The organism is Leptospira dzoumogneensis (assembly GCF_004770895.1).
GTDB lineage: Bacteria > Spirochaetota > Leptospiria > Leptospirales > Leptospiraceae > Leptospira_B > Leptospira_B dzoumogneensis.
The window spans coordinates 75,290-89,602 of record NZ_RQHS01000010.1 but is presented as its reverse complement, the minus strand read 5'-3'; the positions used below and the strand labels follow the sequence as shown (position 1 = coordinate 89,602).

Genomic DNA, 14,313 nt, shown 5'->3' with positions numbered 1-14,313 from the left:
TCTTAACCGGAAACCAGATCCTGAAAGACCGATTCTAAAGACTTTTGGGAAATCTTATATTCTAAAATTGGAAATGACTCTTTTCGGATGATCTCGAAAATTTCCTCAGGCTTAAGAGAAGGGGATTCCAATCTGAATTTTGTATATTCACTTTCTATATCTGCAGAAATGATCTGCACATTTTTACCTTCTAAAACTTTTTCCAAGTTTTCTTGATTCGTTTTGGCGGTTAGAAGGACAGAGTCCGATCTTTTGAATTCGGAAACAGGGAGATCCGCCACTAGATTCCCTTTATGCAAAACCAAAGCATGATCGCAGGTTTCTTCTACCTCGGATAAGATATGAGTGGATAATAATACTATTTTATCTTTTCCTAAATTTCGGAGTACATCTCTAAAATGGGAGATTTGGATGGGATCCAAACCGGAACTAGGTTCATCTAAAACGATCCAATCCGGATCATGTAGTAACGCTCCGGCCAATGCTAATCTTTGTCTTGTTCCTTTGGATAGAATTCCTGCCAAAGAAAAAGTTTGGGATCTTAGATCACAAATATCTAATACTTCTTTTTTTCTTTTTTTGAAGAAGGAAGTTTCCATTCCTCTTGCGTTTCCTATAAAATCCAAATATTCTCCCACGGTCATATCAGGATAGATTGCGGAGGTTTCGGGGAGATAACCTAATCTTTGTTTTATTCTTTGGGGATCTTTTTCTAAAAAGACTCCGTCGAGTGATACGGAACCTTTATCAGGCTGCACAAAACCAGTAAGAATTCTGAGTGCAGTTGTTTTACCCGCGCCGTTGGGCCCAAGTAAACCTGTGATCCTATTTTTAGGAATGGAGAAGTTTAGATTAGAGATTGCGACCTTCCCGAAATAGGATTTAGAAAGATCGGATACCTGGAGAGAGGCCACGAAAGTTATTCTTTCGGGCCTTAAGGCCTATGCAACTTTTTTTCCCGGAATTAAGCTCTGATACGGAGCATAGTGTCCACTTTGAACTTACGAAGAACATCCATTAAAGCAGGTTGAAGATTTACCACTTCTAATTTCACCCCGAAATGATCCAAAAGGTTTCGGAGAGTCAGCAGTTTAGCAACTCCGCTGGAAGTGATTTTTTTGGTTGGGGTCATGTCCAGAGTTAGGTTTTGGATATGTGCCCTGGAAGCCTGTTCGGAAATCTCATCAAAGACTTTTTCATATCCGTCCAGAAGTTGATTTTCGAAACGAACGATTCCGTGTTTATTTTGTATCGTTAATTTGGCCATAGGTAACAGCTTGTTTACTGAAATAGACTCCTAAAACTAGAGCATCCCAACAATAAAACAGGGTAGGAACTCCGGTCCTATAATCCAAACAAACGGCTCAAATTTTTCGGCACATAAAATTCCAATAATTCGCCTTAGGATAAATTTCCCAGGCCTCATAATCGGAACCGATCCCTAGAATTTCTAGGCCTGAATTTTGTAGTATCTTCGACCAAGTTTCGAGCGGATAGGCCCTATGATAATGCTCCTCCAGTTCCGAAATCCCAGGCCCCGAAAATTCCAAACTGGTCTTTAAAACGGAAGTTTCCGGATCAAATTCATTCTTCCAGACGAGTTTTGTCTTCCCGTGGGTCTCTTTTAGGACCTTATCTTGAAAATTTTTTCGAAAATTTTCGGAGGTGCTTACATCGAAAAAGAAGACCCCATTCTTCTCCAAAACTCCCGAAACTTGGGCGAATACTTGGATGAGTTCTTCCTCTCTTTGAAAATAATTCAGAGTGTCGTGAACTGAAAAAACCAGATCAAATGACCGACCCAATTTAGGGAAGGATAGAAGGTCCCCTAATTTACGGACCCCTCTAATCTGCTGAGAATCGGCGATTTGAAGCATTTCAGGAGAATTGTCGATTCCCCAGAGTTCAGTCGAAGAAGGTAGGAATTTCCAAATTTTGCAGGTGCCGCAGCCTAGATCTAATGCGATTTTGGGATGGATTTTTTGGGTTCCGATCTGGTAAGATTCTAAAATCATCCTCGCCCAGTCGCGATAAGGTGCCCGTTTCATGACTCCGTCATAAATGCCCGCAAATGCCGTATACGGCCTTTTTTTGGGGATTGGAGAAATAATTCTTGATTTATTCCCCTGCTCGCGAGTATTCCTATCCATTTGATGCGACATAATTCTTTGAAGGGTCTTTCTTCATAGAATCTTCGTTGAAACTCTAAGTATGGGCCTAGAACTTCTTTTACCCTTTTTAGCCAGTGTAGGCATTACTATCCTCCTTCGCAGGATGGACAAGTCGAATTATAAGCTCAGCCAGATCAAAAGATATACCGGCAAACTCCAGGAAGAATTGCAAGAGATCGCACTGGAAAAAATCCAATCCGTAAAAGATTCAGGAATAGAACTGGAGATCAGTTTAAAACAGACCAGAAAACTTGCGGAAGAGGTAAGAGGCCTCAACGAAGAATCCAAACAGTTATTGGAAACCATCCGTTCCAACCGGGATTTCTTAAACGCAGTTACATTAGATCTAAAAGAAGTAGTTCACCTTTCTTCCGATATTCGCCAAGAATCCCAGTCCATCCAAGACGGATTACAAAGACTGGAGATTGGCAAAAAAGAAGTATACGGGATCGGAAATCGTATCCAAGAACTTCGTTCCGAGGCAGAGGTTCTACTCGAAGCATTCCAAGAAAAACTCAATTTCCGTTCTGATGATATCCTACAATCACTCGCTTCTAAAATAGTAGAGCTGGAAGGATTATTAGAAGTGAAAGCGGATCGTATCGAATCCGGTTTAGAAGAATTGGGAGAAGCTTTCCGCCAAAGGTTGGAAGCTCAGACTAAGTCATTATATCATGAAACCGTAGGCAAAGTAGATAACGCTAGAGAAGAAGTTCAGTCTCTTCTTGAATCCGTAAAAGTAAAAGAAGAAGATCTAGATGCCAGAACGGATCGTATGCAGACTGCATTCTTATCCGTATCCGAAAAAATCGATCGTTTAGAAACTAGAGTGGATGAGAAGGCGGAGCTTGCGGATCGTAAATTAGAAGAAACCTTCTCCCGTAATGAATCGGTCATTCGTCAAAAATACGATCAAGTATTAGAACAAGTAGTTCATTCTAAAGAAGCGTTCTTAAACGGAGTTCGGATAGAGATCGAGGCAATTCGTAAAGAAATAGAAGGAATGAGCCTCGAAACACTCACTAGACGCGACGAGATCTTAAACGAGACTAGACGCCAAGCGGAAGGGATCAACGACTCCATCAATATCTTCCAAGAAAAATATTTGGAAGCGGAGAACAAATTACTCAAGCAGGCAGATTCTCGTAAAGCGGATCTGATGCGCCAAATAGATTCTTTCGAAGACGAATTCAATCGTATTTCCAGCAGTTTAAGGATAGAAGCGGAAGATCTAAGAAAGGAAATCCTCTCCGGATTAAAAGAATTCCATTCCGCTTTAGAATCTTCCCGCTCGGAAGAAGAAAGAAAATCCAAACTCAAACTGGATCAAATCAGAGAATCTTTGGAAGAAGAACTAAAAGTCCTGCAACACTCTCAGGCGGAAAAATTCCGTGCGGACTGGGAAACTATTAAGGATAACGTTAAGGAATATTCTTCTCAAATTTCCACTCGAATGAAAGAGATAGAAGGTTCCGTGAAAGATCTGAAAGTTTCTTTAGAGGAAGAAGTAGGAGCATTACATGCTTCTCATTCGGATCGTTTCCGTTCCGAGTGGGATTCTATTCGAGAGAACGTAAAAATTTTCGACGTCCAGGTTTCTACCCGGATGAAAGAAATGGATTCTTATGTAAAAGATATCCGAGAAGCATTGGAAGGAACCGCAGGTGATATTCTTGCGGAAGCGGAATCCAAGGTAAGCGAGATCGGTCTTTCTATAGAAGACGAGTTCCGCAAGATGGACAGAAGATTCGAACACTTCTCCCGTTCTTGGGAAGAAGATGTACAATCCCAGAAAAACCATACCATGGATGCGATCCGTGGATTGGAAGAAAGACTGGGACAGATCCATTTTAAAGGCGCAGAATATCTGGAAGAATTCTCCAAATCTTATGCGGAACAAAAAGATAAGATCGAAGAATTCGTATCTAAATATAAGGCCAACTTCCAGAAAGAGGGAGAAGAGGTCAGGGAAGATCTTGTATCTCGTTTCAAAGATCTGAAAGCAGAAGCAATTACGAGTGTAGAGAACGTAAAAGTGGAATATTCTGCTGTGGGAGAAAGGTTCGAAAACCTTCTGCGCAAGAACGAAAAACTTTTAGAAATGCAAGCGGAGAAGATCCGCACTTCTACCGAATCCCAATTGGAAAAGGCGGGAGAGCAGGCAAGAGTCGTTCTGGACAAACTGAAAGAATCCGGCCAAGACTTCTTCGAAAGACAGGAAGAAAAAATAGATCGTTTGAACGATACTATAGATTCCAAGATCAACAGACAATTGTCTGCACTACTGGACAAAGGACAGATCCAATTAAGCCAATTGGAAGAAAGGATCGCAAAACATTTAGCGGATGTAAAACGACATCTGGAAGAAGCTTTAGATTCAGGGATCAAAGAAAGCGAAGACCAGATGAAGGAATTCCAAAATCAGGTAAAATATTTACTGAAAGAGACCGAAGAATCTTCGGAAGAATTCCTAAAAACTGGAAGAGAAGAATTCCAGAAGGCACAAAAAGAATATCGTGTTCTTCAGATCGATCTTCGCAAAGATCTGGAAGATATCCAAGATGCAAAACGTTCTCTATTCTCCGAATTGGAAGAAGAAGCTGAAAAATTACGTTCTTCCGTGGATGATATCTCTGAAAGGATATTGGATGCAGAAAAACGTTCTGCACTCTTCTTAGATGTAAAAGAAATTATAGAACGTTCCGAAGAGTTTGTCTCCGAGATGAAAGAAGCTCTGGAAGATGCAAACCATACCGAAAAAACCTATGAGGATCTGGACCAAAACTTAGTTCGGATCAAAAAAGTACAAGAAGATCTGGAAACTCGAATCTCTCAGGCAGAAGAAAGAAGTTCAGAAATTCTTTCTATAGAAGAAAAAGCGGAAGTCCTAAAAGAAGAATTCGAAAGGATCATGGAAGAATCTTCCCAATGGAACGATACTCATCGTAAATTGGTAGAGGCTGGAGAAAGGGCATTCGAAATGGAATCCCGCTTCTTGGATCTGGAAGATCGTCTAGGCAGAGTTGTATCCGTTAGAGAAGAGATCAAACAACTGGATCAAGACAGCCAAGGTCATAAAGAGAATTCATTCAAATTAGCTCAGAAAATACGCGAGATGGAAAAAGAGATCTCCGTAATAGAAGCTAGAGAAAGAGAAGTCGCAGAAACTCTTAGAAAAACTGACGATAGGCTAGAGACTCTCGCAGGAAGAAAAGAAGAAATACTCTCTGTAGAAGCTAAGTTCGATAAGATAGAAGACCTAATGTCAGAGTTAGGAGAGCGCCATAAACAGATCAGCACTCTCCAACAAAGATTAGATGATATGAAAGAAGGTGCTTTATCCGTTAAGGACGACCTAGAAGGTCTACTCTCCGAAGCGGAAGATACATTCGAAAAACTTTCTACATTCATGGACATTGTCCAGACCAATATGTCTAAGACTGGTGGGGGAAAATCCGGTAAGTCGGAGAAAGATCCCCTAGTAGCTAGAAAGAAAGCAACGGTGTTGAATTTATTTCATAATTTTCATTGGCAACCAGAGACGATCGCTGAAAAATTAGGGCTCGAAACTTCTTTGGTCCAAACTATCATTCAAAACGAGACGGTGAAAAAGGGATGATTTTTTTCTTGACCCCAATGTTTTTCCCCAATATGTCTCGTTCCCACTTGTATTATACGACATGCAAAAAATTTCATGGGGAGAACCTTTCGTTTTTAATAAAAAACTGAAATTGTAGGGTAGCATTCCGAAAATGATTCCTTTTTTCGAGGCGTCTGGAAACGTATCACAGTAAATCTGACACGTTCCGGAAAAGTCTCGGGATGAAATAAGGAGAAGCTCCCAAAGCTCGTTCGTATGGTACAAAAAAAGAAAACTACTGTTAAGAGGAAGAATTCCATGGCTCAAAGCGCTGAAAAGGATACCCTCATCGTCGCAAGCAAGGTAAAAGCTTATATCAAATCTAAAGGCTTTATGACTTCCGGAGACGCGGTCGATGGCTTGAATGAAAAGTTATACGGACTGATCGACGATGCTTTAAAACGTACCGAGGCGAACAAACGCACTACGGTTAGACCAACCGACTTCTAATCCATTCTTGATCTACATCAAGAACAAGACTGAAATCGAGAAAATGAGGGCGGCGGGCAAATTAGCCGCCGCGCTTCTGGACTATATATCCGGGTTCATTCAACCCGGTATAAGTACTCTTGCGATCAATGATCTCTGCGAAGAGTTCACTAAGAAGAATGGAGGCAAGTCGGCTCCATTAGGTTACAAGGGTTTTCCGAAATCGGTATGTACTTCTGTCAACGAAGTCGTTTGCCACGGCATTCCAAAGGCAATTGATGTTCTGAAGGAAGGAGATATAGTCAACGTTGACGTTACTCCTATCGTGGATGGATATCATGGAGACAGCTCTCGTACTTTTATCGTAGGCGGTAAAACTTCTCCGGAAGTGGAACGTCTTGTTAAAGATGCGGAACGTGCCATGTGGATCGGGATAGAACAGGTCAAACCTGGAAATCGTGTGAGCGATATCGCAAATGCGATCGATGACTATTTGACTCCGAAAGGATATGGGATCGTTAAAGATCTAATGGGCCACGGAATAGGCAGAGGTTTCCATGAAGAACCTCAAATTCCTCATTACCGATCCGGCCGTAAACTAGCCAAATTAGAACCTGGAATGACATTCACTATAGAACCGATGGTGAATTTAGGGACCTGGGAAGTGATCTTTTCTAAAAAGGATGGTTGGACTGTGACCACAAGGGACGGAAAATGGTCCGCTCAGTTCGAACATACCATTTTAGTCACTGAAAAAGGCTATGAAATTTTAACCCAAGCATAGTAATCTGTCGTGCATGGATTTCGTTTGGAAATATATTTCTTTACTAGGTAAGGATCTCGCCTTTTTCGTTTTAGGCTTTTTAGTCTTTTACATCGGCAAAAAACTCAAGGACTGGACGGAACCTCGCAAGCTGGACGAGGAATTAGTAAAATCAGATAATAGCGCTCTCGCACTGAGCTTATCCGGTTATTATATCGGGGTCATAATATTATTTATCACTATAGTTTCTCATCCGGGGGAGAAGGGGGACTTGTTGGGAGATCTTTTCCAAGTATCTTCTTTTTCGATATTGGGAGTTGTGCTACTTCTTCTTTCCCAAAAGATCAATGATGGATTGATTTTAGGCGGGATAGACGCGATCGAAGAGATCTACGAAAAAAGAAACCTAGCGGTAGCTTCCGTTTTATTTGGAGGAACCATTGCGAGTTCCTTTTTTATCGCGGCCGCATTGAATGGAGATATAGGAGAGAAGGTTTTCCCACAAGGTTTGGGGATCGCAGTTTCTCCACTTGTAGAAAAAACGATCATAGGATCCATCATCTCAGTGATTTTCTTTTCCGTGGGACAGATCGGAATGATCTTATTCTCAGTATATTATAAACTTTGGGTCCCTTATAAACTTAAGAGAGAGTTGGAAGAAAAACAAAATCTTGCAGCAGGCACTGCATTTGCCGGGGCATTACTTGCGATCGGGATCTTACTAACCAGAGCATTGTTTAGAGAATTTGAATCCTTATACCAAACTGGGATCTTATTACTTTTGGATCTTGGACTTGCATTTATAATCATTCCTATTTTACATTTTTTTGCGGACTGGGTAGTACTGCCCGGTTCCACATTGAAGGAAGAAATAGAAAGAGATCAAAATTTCGGGGCGGGGCTTTTGGAAGCAGTGGTGCTTGTATCCTTCTCCGCTATTATATTTTTTGCGGTTTGATCAGAATAGATCTTTAGAAGAGTATAATTTCCATTCAAGATGATATACTTTTTTGATCCCGAAGTCGCAAGCTGCTTGTAAAATCGTTTTTTCATCCGATTCTTGGGATAGGATAGAATAAGCATCAGTAAGATCCGAAACGATCTCTGCAAAGATATATTTATGAGTGGGTAAGAAGGGAGAAAGACCTCTCTCATCAAAACCTCGCAGCGCTCCTAAAAGTCCTGCGAGTAAAATCCTGCCCAAGGGCTTTGTTCTTTCTTTAGGAAGATCCAAGCCGGCTTCTTTTGCCGCGGTTAAAAGTTCCTGGAGAGGAATTCCTCCTGATAAAGAATATAAGGATGTTTCTTCTCCTTCCATAAAGAAAGAATAAGATATGCTTCTCGAAAGTAAAGAACTTCTGGATAGGCTAAAACATATCGCAGAGACGAATGGTTTCCAATTATTCGGAGTGGGACCTGCTTCCGTTCCTTCCGAAGATAAGGAGAATATTCTTCATTGGGTGGGAGAAGGCCGTCATGGAAATATGGAATGGTATCCTAAAAACATGAATCTTCGGCTGGAATTAGAAGGACTCGGATTCAAACCTGAATCCGTAATTGCGTTAGGTGCATTATATAACGACCCGGAATATGATAATTTGGATCTGCCTTACCGGTTTTCTAGGTACGCGATGGGAGAAGATTATCATTCCGTTCTTCGCAAAAAAGCTTCCGGCTTGCTAGAGTTTTTAAGGAAGAAGTTTCCGAATCAAAAATTCAGACAAGGAGTGGACTCTTTACCGGTTCCTGAAAAAATTTTAGCTAGGGAAGCGGGAATTGGTTGGATCGGAAAAAATACGAATTTGATCCATGAAGAATATGGGTCCTTCTTCTTTATCAGTTTAATTTTTACGGATCTTCCTCTTCGTTTTGTTTCCATAAAGGCAAAGGACAGATGTGGGACTTGTACAGCCTGTATAGATTCGTGTCCTACCGGTGCATTGGAACCTTACAAAATTGATGCTCGTAAATGTATCTCCTACAAAACAATCGAAGATAGATCCGAGAATGTGGACTCTCTGCATGGCTGGGTGTACGGCTGCGATATTTGCCAAGAGATCTGTCCTTGGAATCAGGTCAAAGCGCGTAAGAAGGGTTGGAAAACTGAGATAGGTGAATTTAAGATCCGAGATCTATTCAAAGAAGAAAATCTCTCGGATCTGGATGAGAAAAAATTCAAGGTTTACTTTCAGGATTCCGCAGTCAATCGGATATCTTATTTCCAGCTTAAACGAAACTTGAAAGCGGTAAGTAGAGAAAAATAGAAATTCTTTTCTCTACCGCCGTAATTTAAACCCTCGATCTAATTACTTTTTGGGAACATGCTTGGATAAGAAGTTTTTATTGGACTTATTCCATTGCTCGATCAATACGCCGCGCTGCTTATTTAAGGTTTGGTTTATCTTATTATAAGTAGGGACTAACGTGTTTACTTCTCCCAAAAGTTTATTATGGGTGTCCACATCCTCTTGGGTACGATCTTTCGGTTCTTTTTCGTTAAATTTCTTTTTGTAAGCGTCGAAGCGGGCTTCTTTCATATGGAATTCGATTAGAGTAGGGATTTGATCTTTTGCCTCCATCTTATAGAAGTTCAGGTTATTTTTACATGCTTGGATCAAGGATGAATCGCCCTCATAAGGGACTACCTTATCCAACAATTTAAGACCTTCTTCCGCATACTTTAAAAGTGTTTCTCTATTTTGTTCGATTGCCTTTACGTCCTGGTCTTTGAGAGCTTGTAATAGATAAAATTCCTGCTTATAAGGTTTGAAATCGATCAAATAGATTTCATCTTTATAGCTCATTACCTCTCCCGATTTTTTCAATAGTTGGCTCATTCTATCTTTACTTTCGTAAAGAGTGATATCATTGTCCTTTGCAAAGACTCTTTGTTCTTTGCCGAATTTTTCGGCTGCCTCGTGCAATTTTTCACCTGCTTTTTTCTCTGCGAGCATATAGGCTTCCATTGCATCGTAGGATTGTTCAGCGGCTTCTTTTAGGTCGACTAACTTTCCGTAGTCTTCTCTCAAAACGGTATAGTATACATTTAGATATTTGATGACTGCGTCTTTTAGGTCGGAGTTTCCATCATACTTCGTGGCTTGGTTCGCGTTCAATAGGGCCTTTTCCACGGAGGTAATGATCGCGGCTCTTTTGGCTTCCTTGTCTTGTTTACTATTACTATGTGCCAGAGCTTGGATGTATGATAAACGATCTGCCGATATTTTATCTATCGGATCGGTCAGTTCGTTTAAATATTTCAAAGCTTCCGCCGGGCTTTTTGCTGTTAGATTTGTCGCGAAGGAAAAAACCAGTAAGGTTACTAGGATTTTCCATACCATTCCTTTATATTTCATGCTACTTTCCTTCATTATAATTTATGAAATCGTTAATTATATTGTATGATTCTTCCACATACGGATCGGATTCGAGTCTATCCTTTTTGGATTTGAGTATTTGGTTCTCTATACTGCCGCTATGTATAGATTTTTTATCGAAAGAGGTTGCTTGGGAGCTGAAAACTGGACTTTTGAAAAACGAAATTTCGTTTATTTGGTTTATTAACTTCTCTCTTTCCTGATAGAATTCAAAAAAATCCTGGGGATCTAGGGGAATTTCCTTAGGCTTGGAAAGCCATTTTTTCGCTTTGTTTTGAATGGCTCCTATCTTTTGAAAAAACTGACTTTTTTCGATTCTATCTGATGATTTATTTTTCAGGCTGCGAACTGGGAGTTCCGGCAAAATTTCATAACGGATCTCTTTAGAAATGGAGTTAGGGGAAAGGCTGTTTTCCAGATCCGTTTCCCTAAGAGGAAAATTATTCCATTGAGGGAGTTCTATGTGAGGGGTTACTCCTTTTTGCTGGTGACTTGCATTATCTAGACCGTAATATAATCCGGTAGTAAATTTTATTTTATCGATCTTGTATTTTCCTTCTTTCATGGATAAAAATTTTTGTGAGCTTGCCTTTCCGAAAGAAGAAGAACCTACAATCAAGGCTCTATTATAATCTTTTAATACATGAGACAGAAATTCGGGACCGGACGCACTCTGGGAATTCTGTAGGATTAGCAACGGACCTGAATAAATTCTTCCTCTATTCGGATCTTTCAAAATATTCAATTCCCGATTGCCGTTCTCACTTAAAAAAAGAGGACCTTCGTCTATAAATAACCCGGCCAGATCCATAGCTTCCTGAAGAGAGCCGCCATAGTTGTCCCTTACATCTAGGATTAAACCTTCTATCGATTCCCGTTTCAGTTTTAAAATCGCTCTTGCTATATCCTCGGAACATCCGAGTAGATCCGTTTCCGAGTCCGTATAGAAAGAAGGAAGATAGATATAGCCTATCTTTTTTTCCCCTTCCAATACCTGAGTAAGGATGAAATCCTCTTCTTTAGCCTTTTTAGTCTTTTGCAGCTCGATCCAAGCCGTTTTGCCTGAAAGTTTTCTTATCTTAAAGAACGCTTTTTGAGGAATTTCGCGATTTATAAAAATGTAAAGTTCTTCCGCGGAAATATCGGCGACATTCGTCCCCGCATCTGAATTTAACGAATTACGTATCTCTACTATTTTATCTCCTTTATGGATCTCTCCGGAATTCCAAGCGGCTCCGCCTGGATAGATTTCCGAAATACGTGTGTCTCCGAATTGGGAATGTTCGAATTCCAATCCGAAACTTAAACCTTTATCAAGATCCGGAGATTTGAATTTTTTTCGAAAGGAGTCCGAGTAAAAACTACTATGAGGATCCAATTCTTTTAGCATTGAATCCAAAAACTGAGAACCTAATGAATCGATCATCTCATCGGAGGAAGTCAAACTGTTCCGTAATCTATAGATCTCGAAGTTTAGAATAGATCTTCTGATCTTTTTTCTCTCTTTCTGAAAAGCTTTTGAAAAATCATCGGATGATCTATATTTTCCGATCTCGAAAAATTGTTGTAAGGTCCTACTCTCTATATAACTGGCCCATCTCTTTTTTAAGGAAGATAGATCCTTTTGGTATTCGGTCTTGCCTTTTATGTATATCTTAAATTCGTCGGAGATATTTTCCGAGTCCTGATCTAACATTTCCATAAATAAAGCTAGTCTATTTCGAAAATGGAAGGCGAATCTAAGGGCTATTTCCCAAAGCGCGGAATTGAGTTCCGAAAAGTTTTGGTGTTCTCGAAACATCGTGGAAAATTTTTCTATATCCTCTTTGAGGTAGATCAAACCTTGAGGATCTAATTCAGAAAGAAAACGCTCCGAGGAATTGATGTAATATTTTCGGTTAAGTAATTTGGCCTTTCCATAGTGTTGTTCTTCTAAAATTTTTACAAGATGCGCAGCTTTGTCCGCAGGCGTAATTTCCGAGTCTGAAAATTGTGCTGCGGGTAAAATTATGAGGATAAAATAGAGAATGAGTCTCTTATAAGCAAAACGCATAACTTACCCGATGCTGTAATAGTTTAACAAGACTGCAAATCTTTTTAGAGGATACTTCCGGCAAGGATCTGCGAAATTGTATCTTATTATTATTTCGATTTTTTATAATAAAGTACGGCTCTCTATTGAGACGGATCCATTATTTGGAGAAAGAGATCCTTCCATATCTTGAAGATAGAAGTCTATCTACCAAAGCTAAAAATGCTGCGATCAACAAAAACAGAACAAAGATCCCCACAATATTTACCGCTACTCCAGAATAGCCAAGACGAGGGACATCCATAATATTATAAGGATACCATTCCATAATGGCACCTCTGATCAGGGTAAATATTGCATAAGCGATAGGAAGAATTGCCGCTATAAGAATTCTACGCAACGTAACCATTCCTGCGGGGCCGAAGATAATCCAGCCGATTATTGCAATTATAGGAGCGATATCATGCTCTAATCTGCTCGCAGTATCCGCAATGATATCGTTCTTAGGAACGGTTTGAAGAACAAAGTTAAAAACGATTCCAGTGATCGTGATATCAATGACCCCTATCAAACGCCAAATATGAAATGAAGATGAAGTCCGATCCAAATTTAATGCAAGAATTAGAGTAGTGATCCCTAAGATCAGATTGGATTGAGTGGTAAAGAAGGAAAATTGATTCAATAAACTGTCTATTCCAGGACCGAATGTACGGGTGAAACCTGCGTTTGGCGGAAGAGAAGATTGATGATGATAGGCATACCAAAGTTCTAATAGAACGCCGACGAAACATATCAAAGCGGTAGAAGCGAATGTTAAGCGGGCGAGAGTGAGAGTGAGTTTAGAGTTTTCCATCTGATTATTTCTCCGTTTAGAAAAACCGATCGCTGGATTTTTATGAGCTTTAGAAGTTCGTCAATGCTATTTTTTCTCTAACATTGGAAGCATCTCTTATTGGAGAATCTCCGAAAAATCGGGAATATTCTCTATTAAATTGAGTTACACTTTCATATCCAACTTCAAAGGCAGCACGTGATGCGGAATAAGCACTATGGACTAAAAGTTTTCTAGCTTCTAAAAGTCTAAGTTGTTTTTGGAATTGGATAGGGCTTAAGCCCGTGATCTGTTTGAATTGTCTATGAAAAGTTGTAACGCCCAATCTCGATTTTGCTGCTAACCGTTTTATCTCCATGGAAGCCGTGTAATTTTCTCTGATCCATCGAATTGCAGGATAGATACTTGGTCCCTTACCTTGGGTTTGGCAAAATTTTCTCAGACGCCATCCTTGCGGCCCGAGAAGAGTTCTATATAATATTTCTCTTTCGTAGATTGGTGCGAGTGCGGGTATATGTTCAGGGGTTTTTAGAAGTCGAAGCATTCTCACCCAAGCTTCTAAAAATTCAGGTGAAGCTTCACATGCCTCGAACTCGTTATTCGTATTTTCTTCGGAAGGATCTTTAGGAAGATCATTCAATAGATCCAGAATGGAGTCCTGGTCTAATTCAAGACCCAAGGATATATAAGGTCCATTTTTGCCTTGCTGCACTTTTCCAGTGGCAGGGATATCCGCGGAGATTACAAAGTAAGAAGCCGCCTTTAATTGAATAGTTTGCTCTCCTATGGAGATTGTCTTACCCCCTTGGACAACTAATCCGATCATAGGCTCATAAATAGCTGCCAGCTGGTATTCGGATACTTCTCCCTTTATGAGTAATACTTTGGGGAGTTCCGTCTTAGTCGGTTTTGTGGTTGCCTGAGTTGTCAGTTCGGCAATCTCTTTCAGGATTTCCTTCATTCTATAACAGAATAAAATAGAACCATATTTTCTAAAGCGAAATCCTGAGAATATTTCAATTTAATAATAGTGCGGTAGGATTAGGCAATCAATCGGCATGATCCGATC

The 14,313-nt window shown here is 40.2% G+C and carries 13 protein-coding genes and 1 pseudogene; 6 read left to right on the top strand and 8 right to left on the bottom strand.

Features of this window, described 5'->3' with window-relative positions; genetic code table 11:
- Positions 1–2: 2 nt before the first annotated feature.
- From EHR06_RS06225 to EHR06_RS06215, 3 genes are all read right to left on the bottom strand, one after another.
- Entirely contained in the window at positions 3–914 is a 912-nt protein-coding gene (locus tag EHR06_RS06225) for an ABC transporter ATP-binding protein (RefSeq protein WP_135756209.1), read from the bottom strand.
- A 50-nt stretch (positions 915–964) separates the two neighbouring features.
- On the bottom strand, positions 965–1,267 hold the full coding sequence (locus EHR06_RS06220; protein ID WP_020771596.1) for an STAS domain-containing protein: 303 nt from the start codon (positions 1,265–1,267) through the stop codon (positions 965–967).
- A 97-nt stretch (positions 1,268–1,364) separates the two neighbouring features.
- On the bottom strand, positions 1,365–2,150 hold the full coding sequence (locus EHR06_RS06215; RefSeq protein ID WP_135756208.1) for a class I SAM-dependent DNA methyltransferase: 786 nt from the start codon (positions 2,148–2,150) through the stop codon (positions 1,365–1,367).
- A gap of 61 nt (positions 2,151–2,211) precedes the next feature.
- Here EHR06_RS06215 and EHR06_RS19415 point away from each other — a divergent pair.
- The 5 genes and pseudogenes from EHR06_RS19415 to EHR06_RS06195 form a co-directional block, all read left to right on the top strand.
- A pseudogene (locus EHR06_RS19415) lies at positions 2,212–3,450 on the top strand (SpiroCoCo family coiled-coil protein); the annotation flags it as partial.
- A gap of 174 nt (positions 3,451–3,624) precedes the next feature.
- Complete coding sequence (locus EHR06_RS19410; RefSeq protein ID WP_425269489.1) at positions 3,625–5,790, top strand: SpiroCoCo family coiled-coil protein; 2,166 nt, start codon at positions 3,625–3,627, stop codon at positions 5,788–5,790.
- Between the two features lie 237 nt (positions 5,791–6,027).
- Positions 6,028–6,261: a hypothetical protein gene (locus EHR06_RS06205; protein ID WP_010515511.1), complete on the top strand. Its 234-nt coding sequence runs from the start codon at positions 6,028–6,030 to the stop codon at positions 6,259–6,261.
- A 7-nt stretch (positions 6,262–6,268) separates the two neighbouring features.
- Positions 6,269–7,024, top strand: a complete 756-nt coding sequence (gene map, locus EHR06_RS06200) for a type I methionyl aminopeptidase (RefSeq protein WP_135756206.1) — start codon at positions 6,269–6,271, stop codon at positions 7,022–7,024.
- Positions 7,025–7,037: 13 nt separating this feature from the next.
- Positions 7,038–7,961 (top strand): DUF350 domain-containing protein, encoded by a 924-nt coding sequence (locus tag EHR06_RS06195; RefSeq protein WP_135756205.1) that lies wholly within the window; start codon positions 7,038–7,040, stop codon positions 7,959–7,961.
- On the opposite strand, the gene EHR06_RS06190 is transcribed toward EHR06_RS06195, so the two are convergent.
- Positions 7,962–8,321, bottom strand: a complete 360-nt coding sequence (locus tag EHR06_RS06190) for an LIC_11502 family protein (RefSeq protein WP_135756204.1) — start codon at positions 8,319–8,321, stop codon at positions 7,962–7,964.
- Between the two features lie 16 nt (positions 8,322–8,337).
- On the opposite strand from EHR06_RS06190, the gene queG reads away from it, so the two are divergent.
- The gene (queG, locus tag EHR06_RS06185) at positions 8,338–9,267 is read left to right on the top strand and encodes a tRNA epoxyqueuosine(34) reductase QueG (protein ID WP_135756203.1); all 930 of its coding nucleotides are present in this window, start codon (positions 8,338–8,340) and stop codon (positions 9,265–9,267) included.
- A gap of 42 nt (positions 9,268–9,309) precedes the next feature.
- On the opposite strand, the gene EHR06_RS06180 is transcribed toward queG, so the two are convergent.
- The 4 genes from EHR06_RS06180 to EHR06_RS06165 all read right to left on the bottom strand — a co-directional run bounded on the left by EHR06_RS06180 (position 9,310) and on the right by EHR06_RS06165 (position 14,205).
- Positions 9,310–10,359 carry an LIC11966 family surface protein gene (locus EHR06_RS06180; RefSeq protein ID WP_135756202.1) on the bottom strand — a complete coding sequence of 350 codons (1,050 nt, stop codon included), beginning with the start codon at positions 10,357–10,359 and terminating at the stop codon, positions 9,310–9,312.
- Between the two features lies 1 nt (position 10,360).
- Positions 10,361–12,433, bottom strand: coding sequence for a carboxy terminal-processing peptidase (locus EHR06_RS06175; RefSeq protein WP_135756201.1), 2,073 nt, complete (start codon positions 12,431–12,433; stop codon positions 10,361–10,363).
- Between the two features lie 139 nt (positions 12,434–12,572).
- Positions 12,573–13,265: a Pr6Pr family membrane protein gene (locus EHR06_RS06170; RefSeq protein ID WP_135756200.1), complete on the bottom strand. Its 693-nt coding sequence runs from the start codon at positions 13,263–13,265 to the stop codon at positions 12,573–12,575.
- A gap of 49 nt (positions 13,266–13,314) precedes the next feature.
- Positions 13,315–14,205, bottom strand: a complete 891-nt coding sequence (locus EHR06_RS06165) for an AraC family transcriptional regulator (RefSeq protein ID WP_135756199.1) — start codon at positions 14,203–14,205, stop codon at positions 13,315–13,317.
- Positions 14,206–14,313 lie beyond the last annotated feature (108 nt).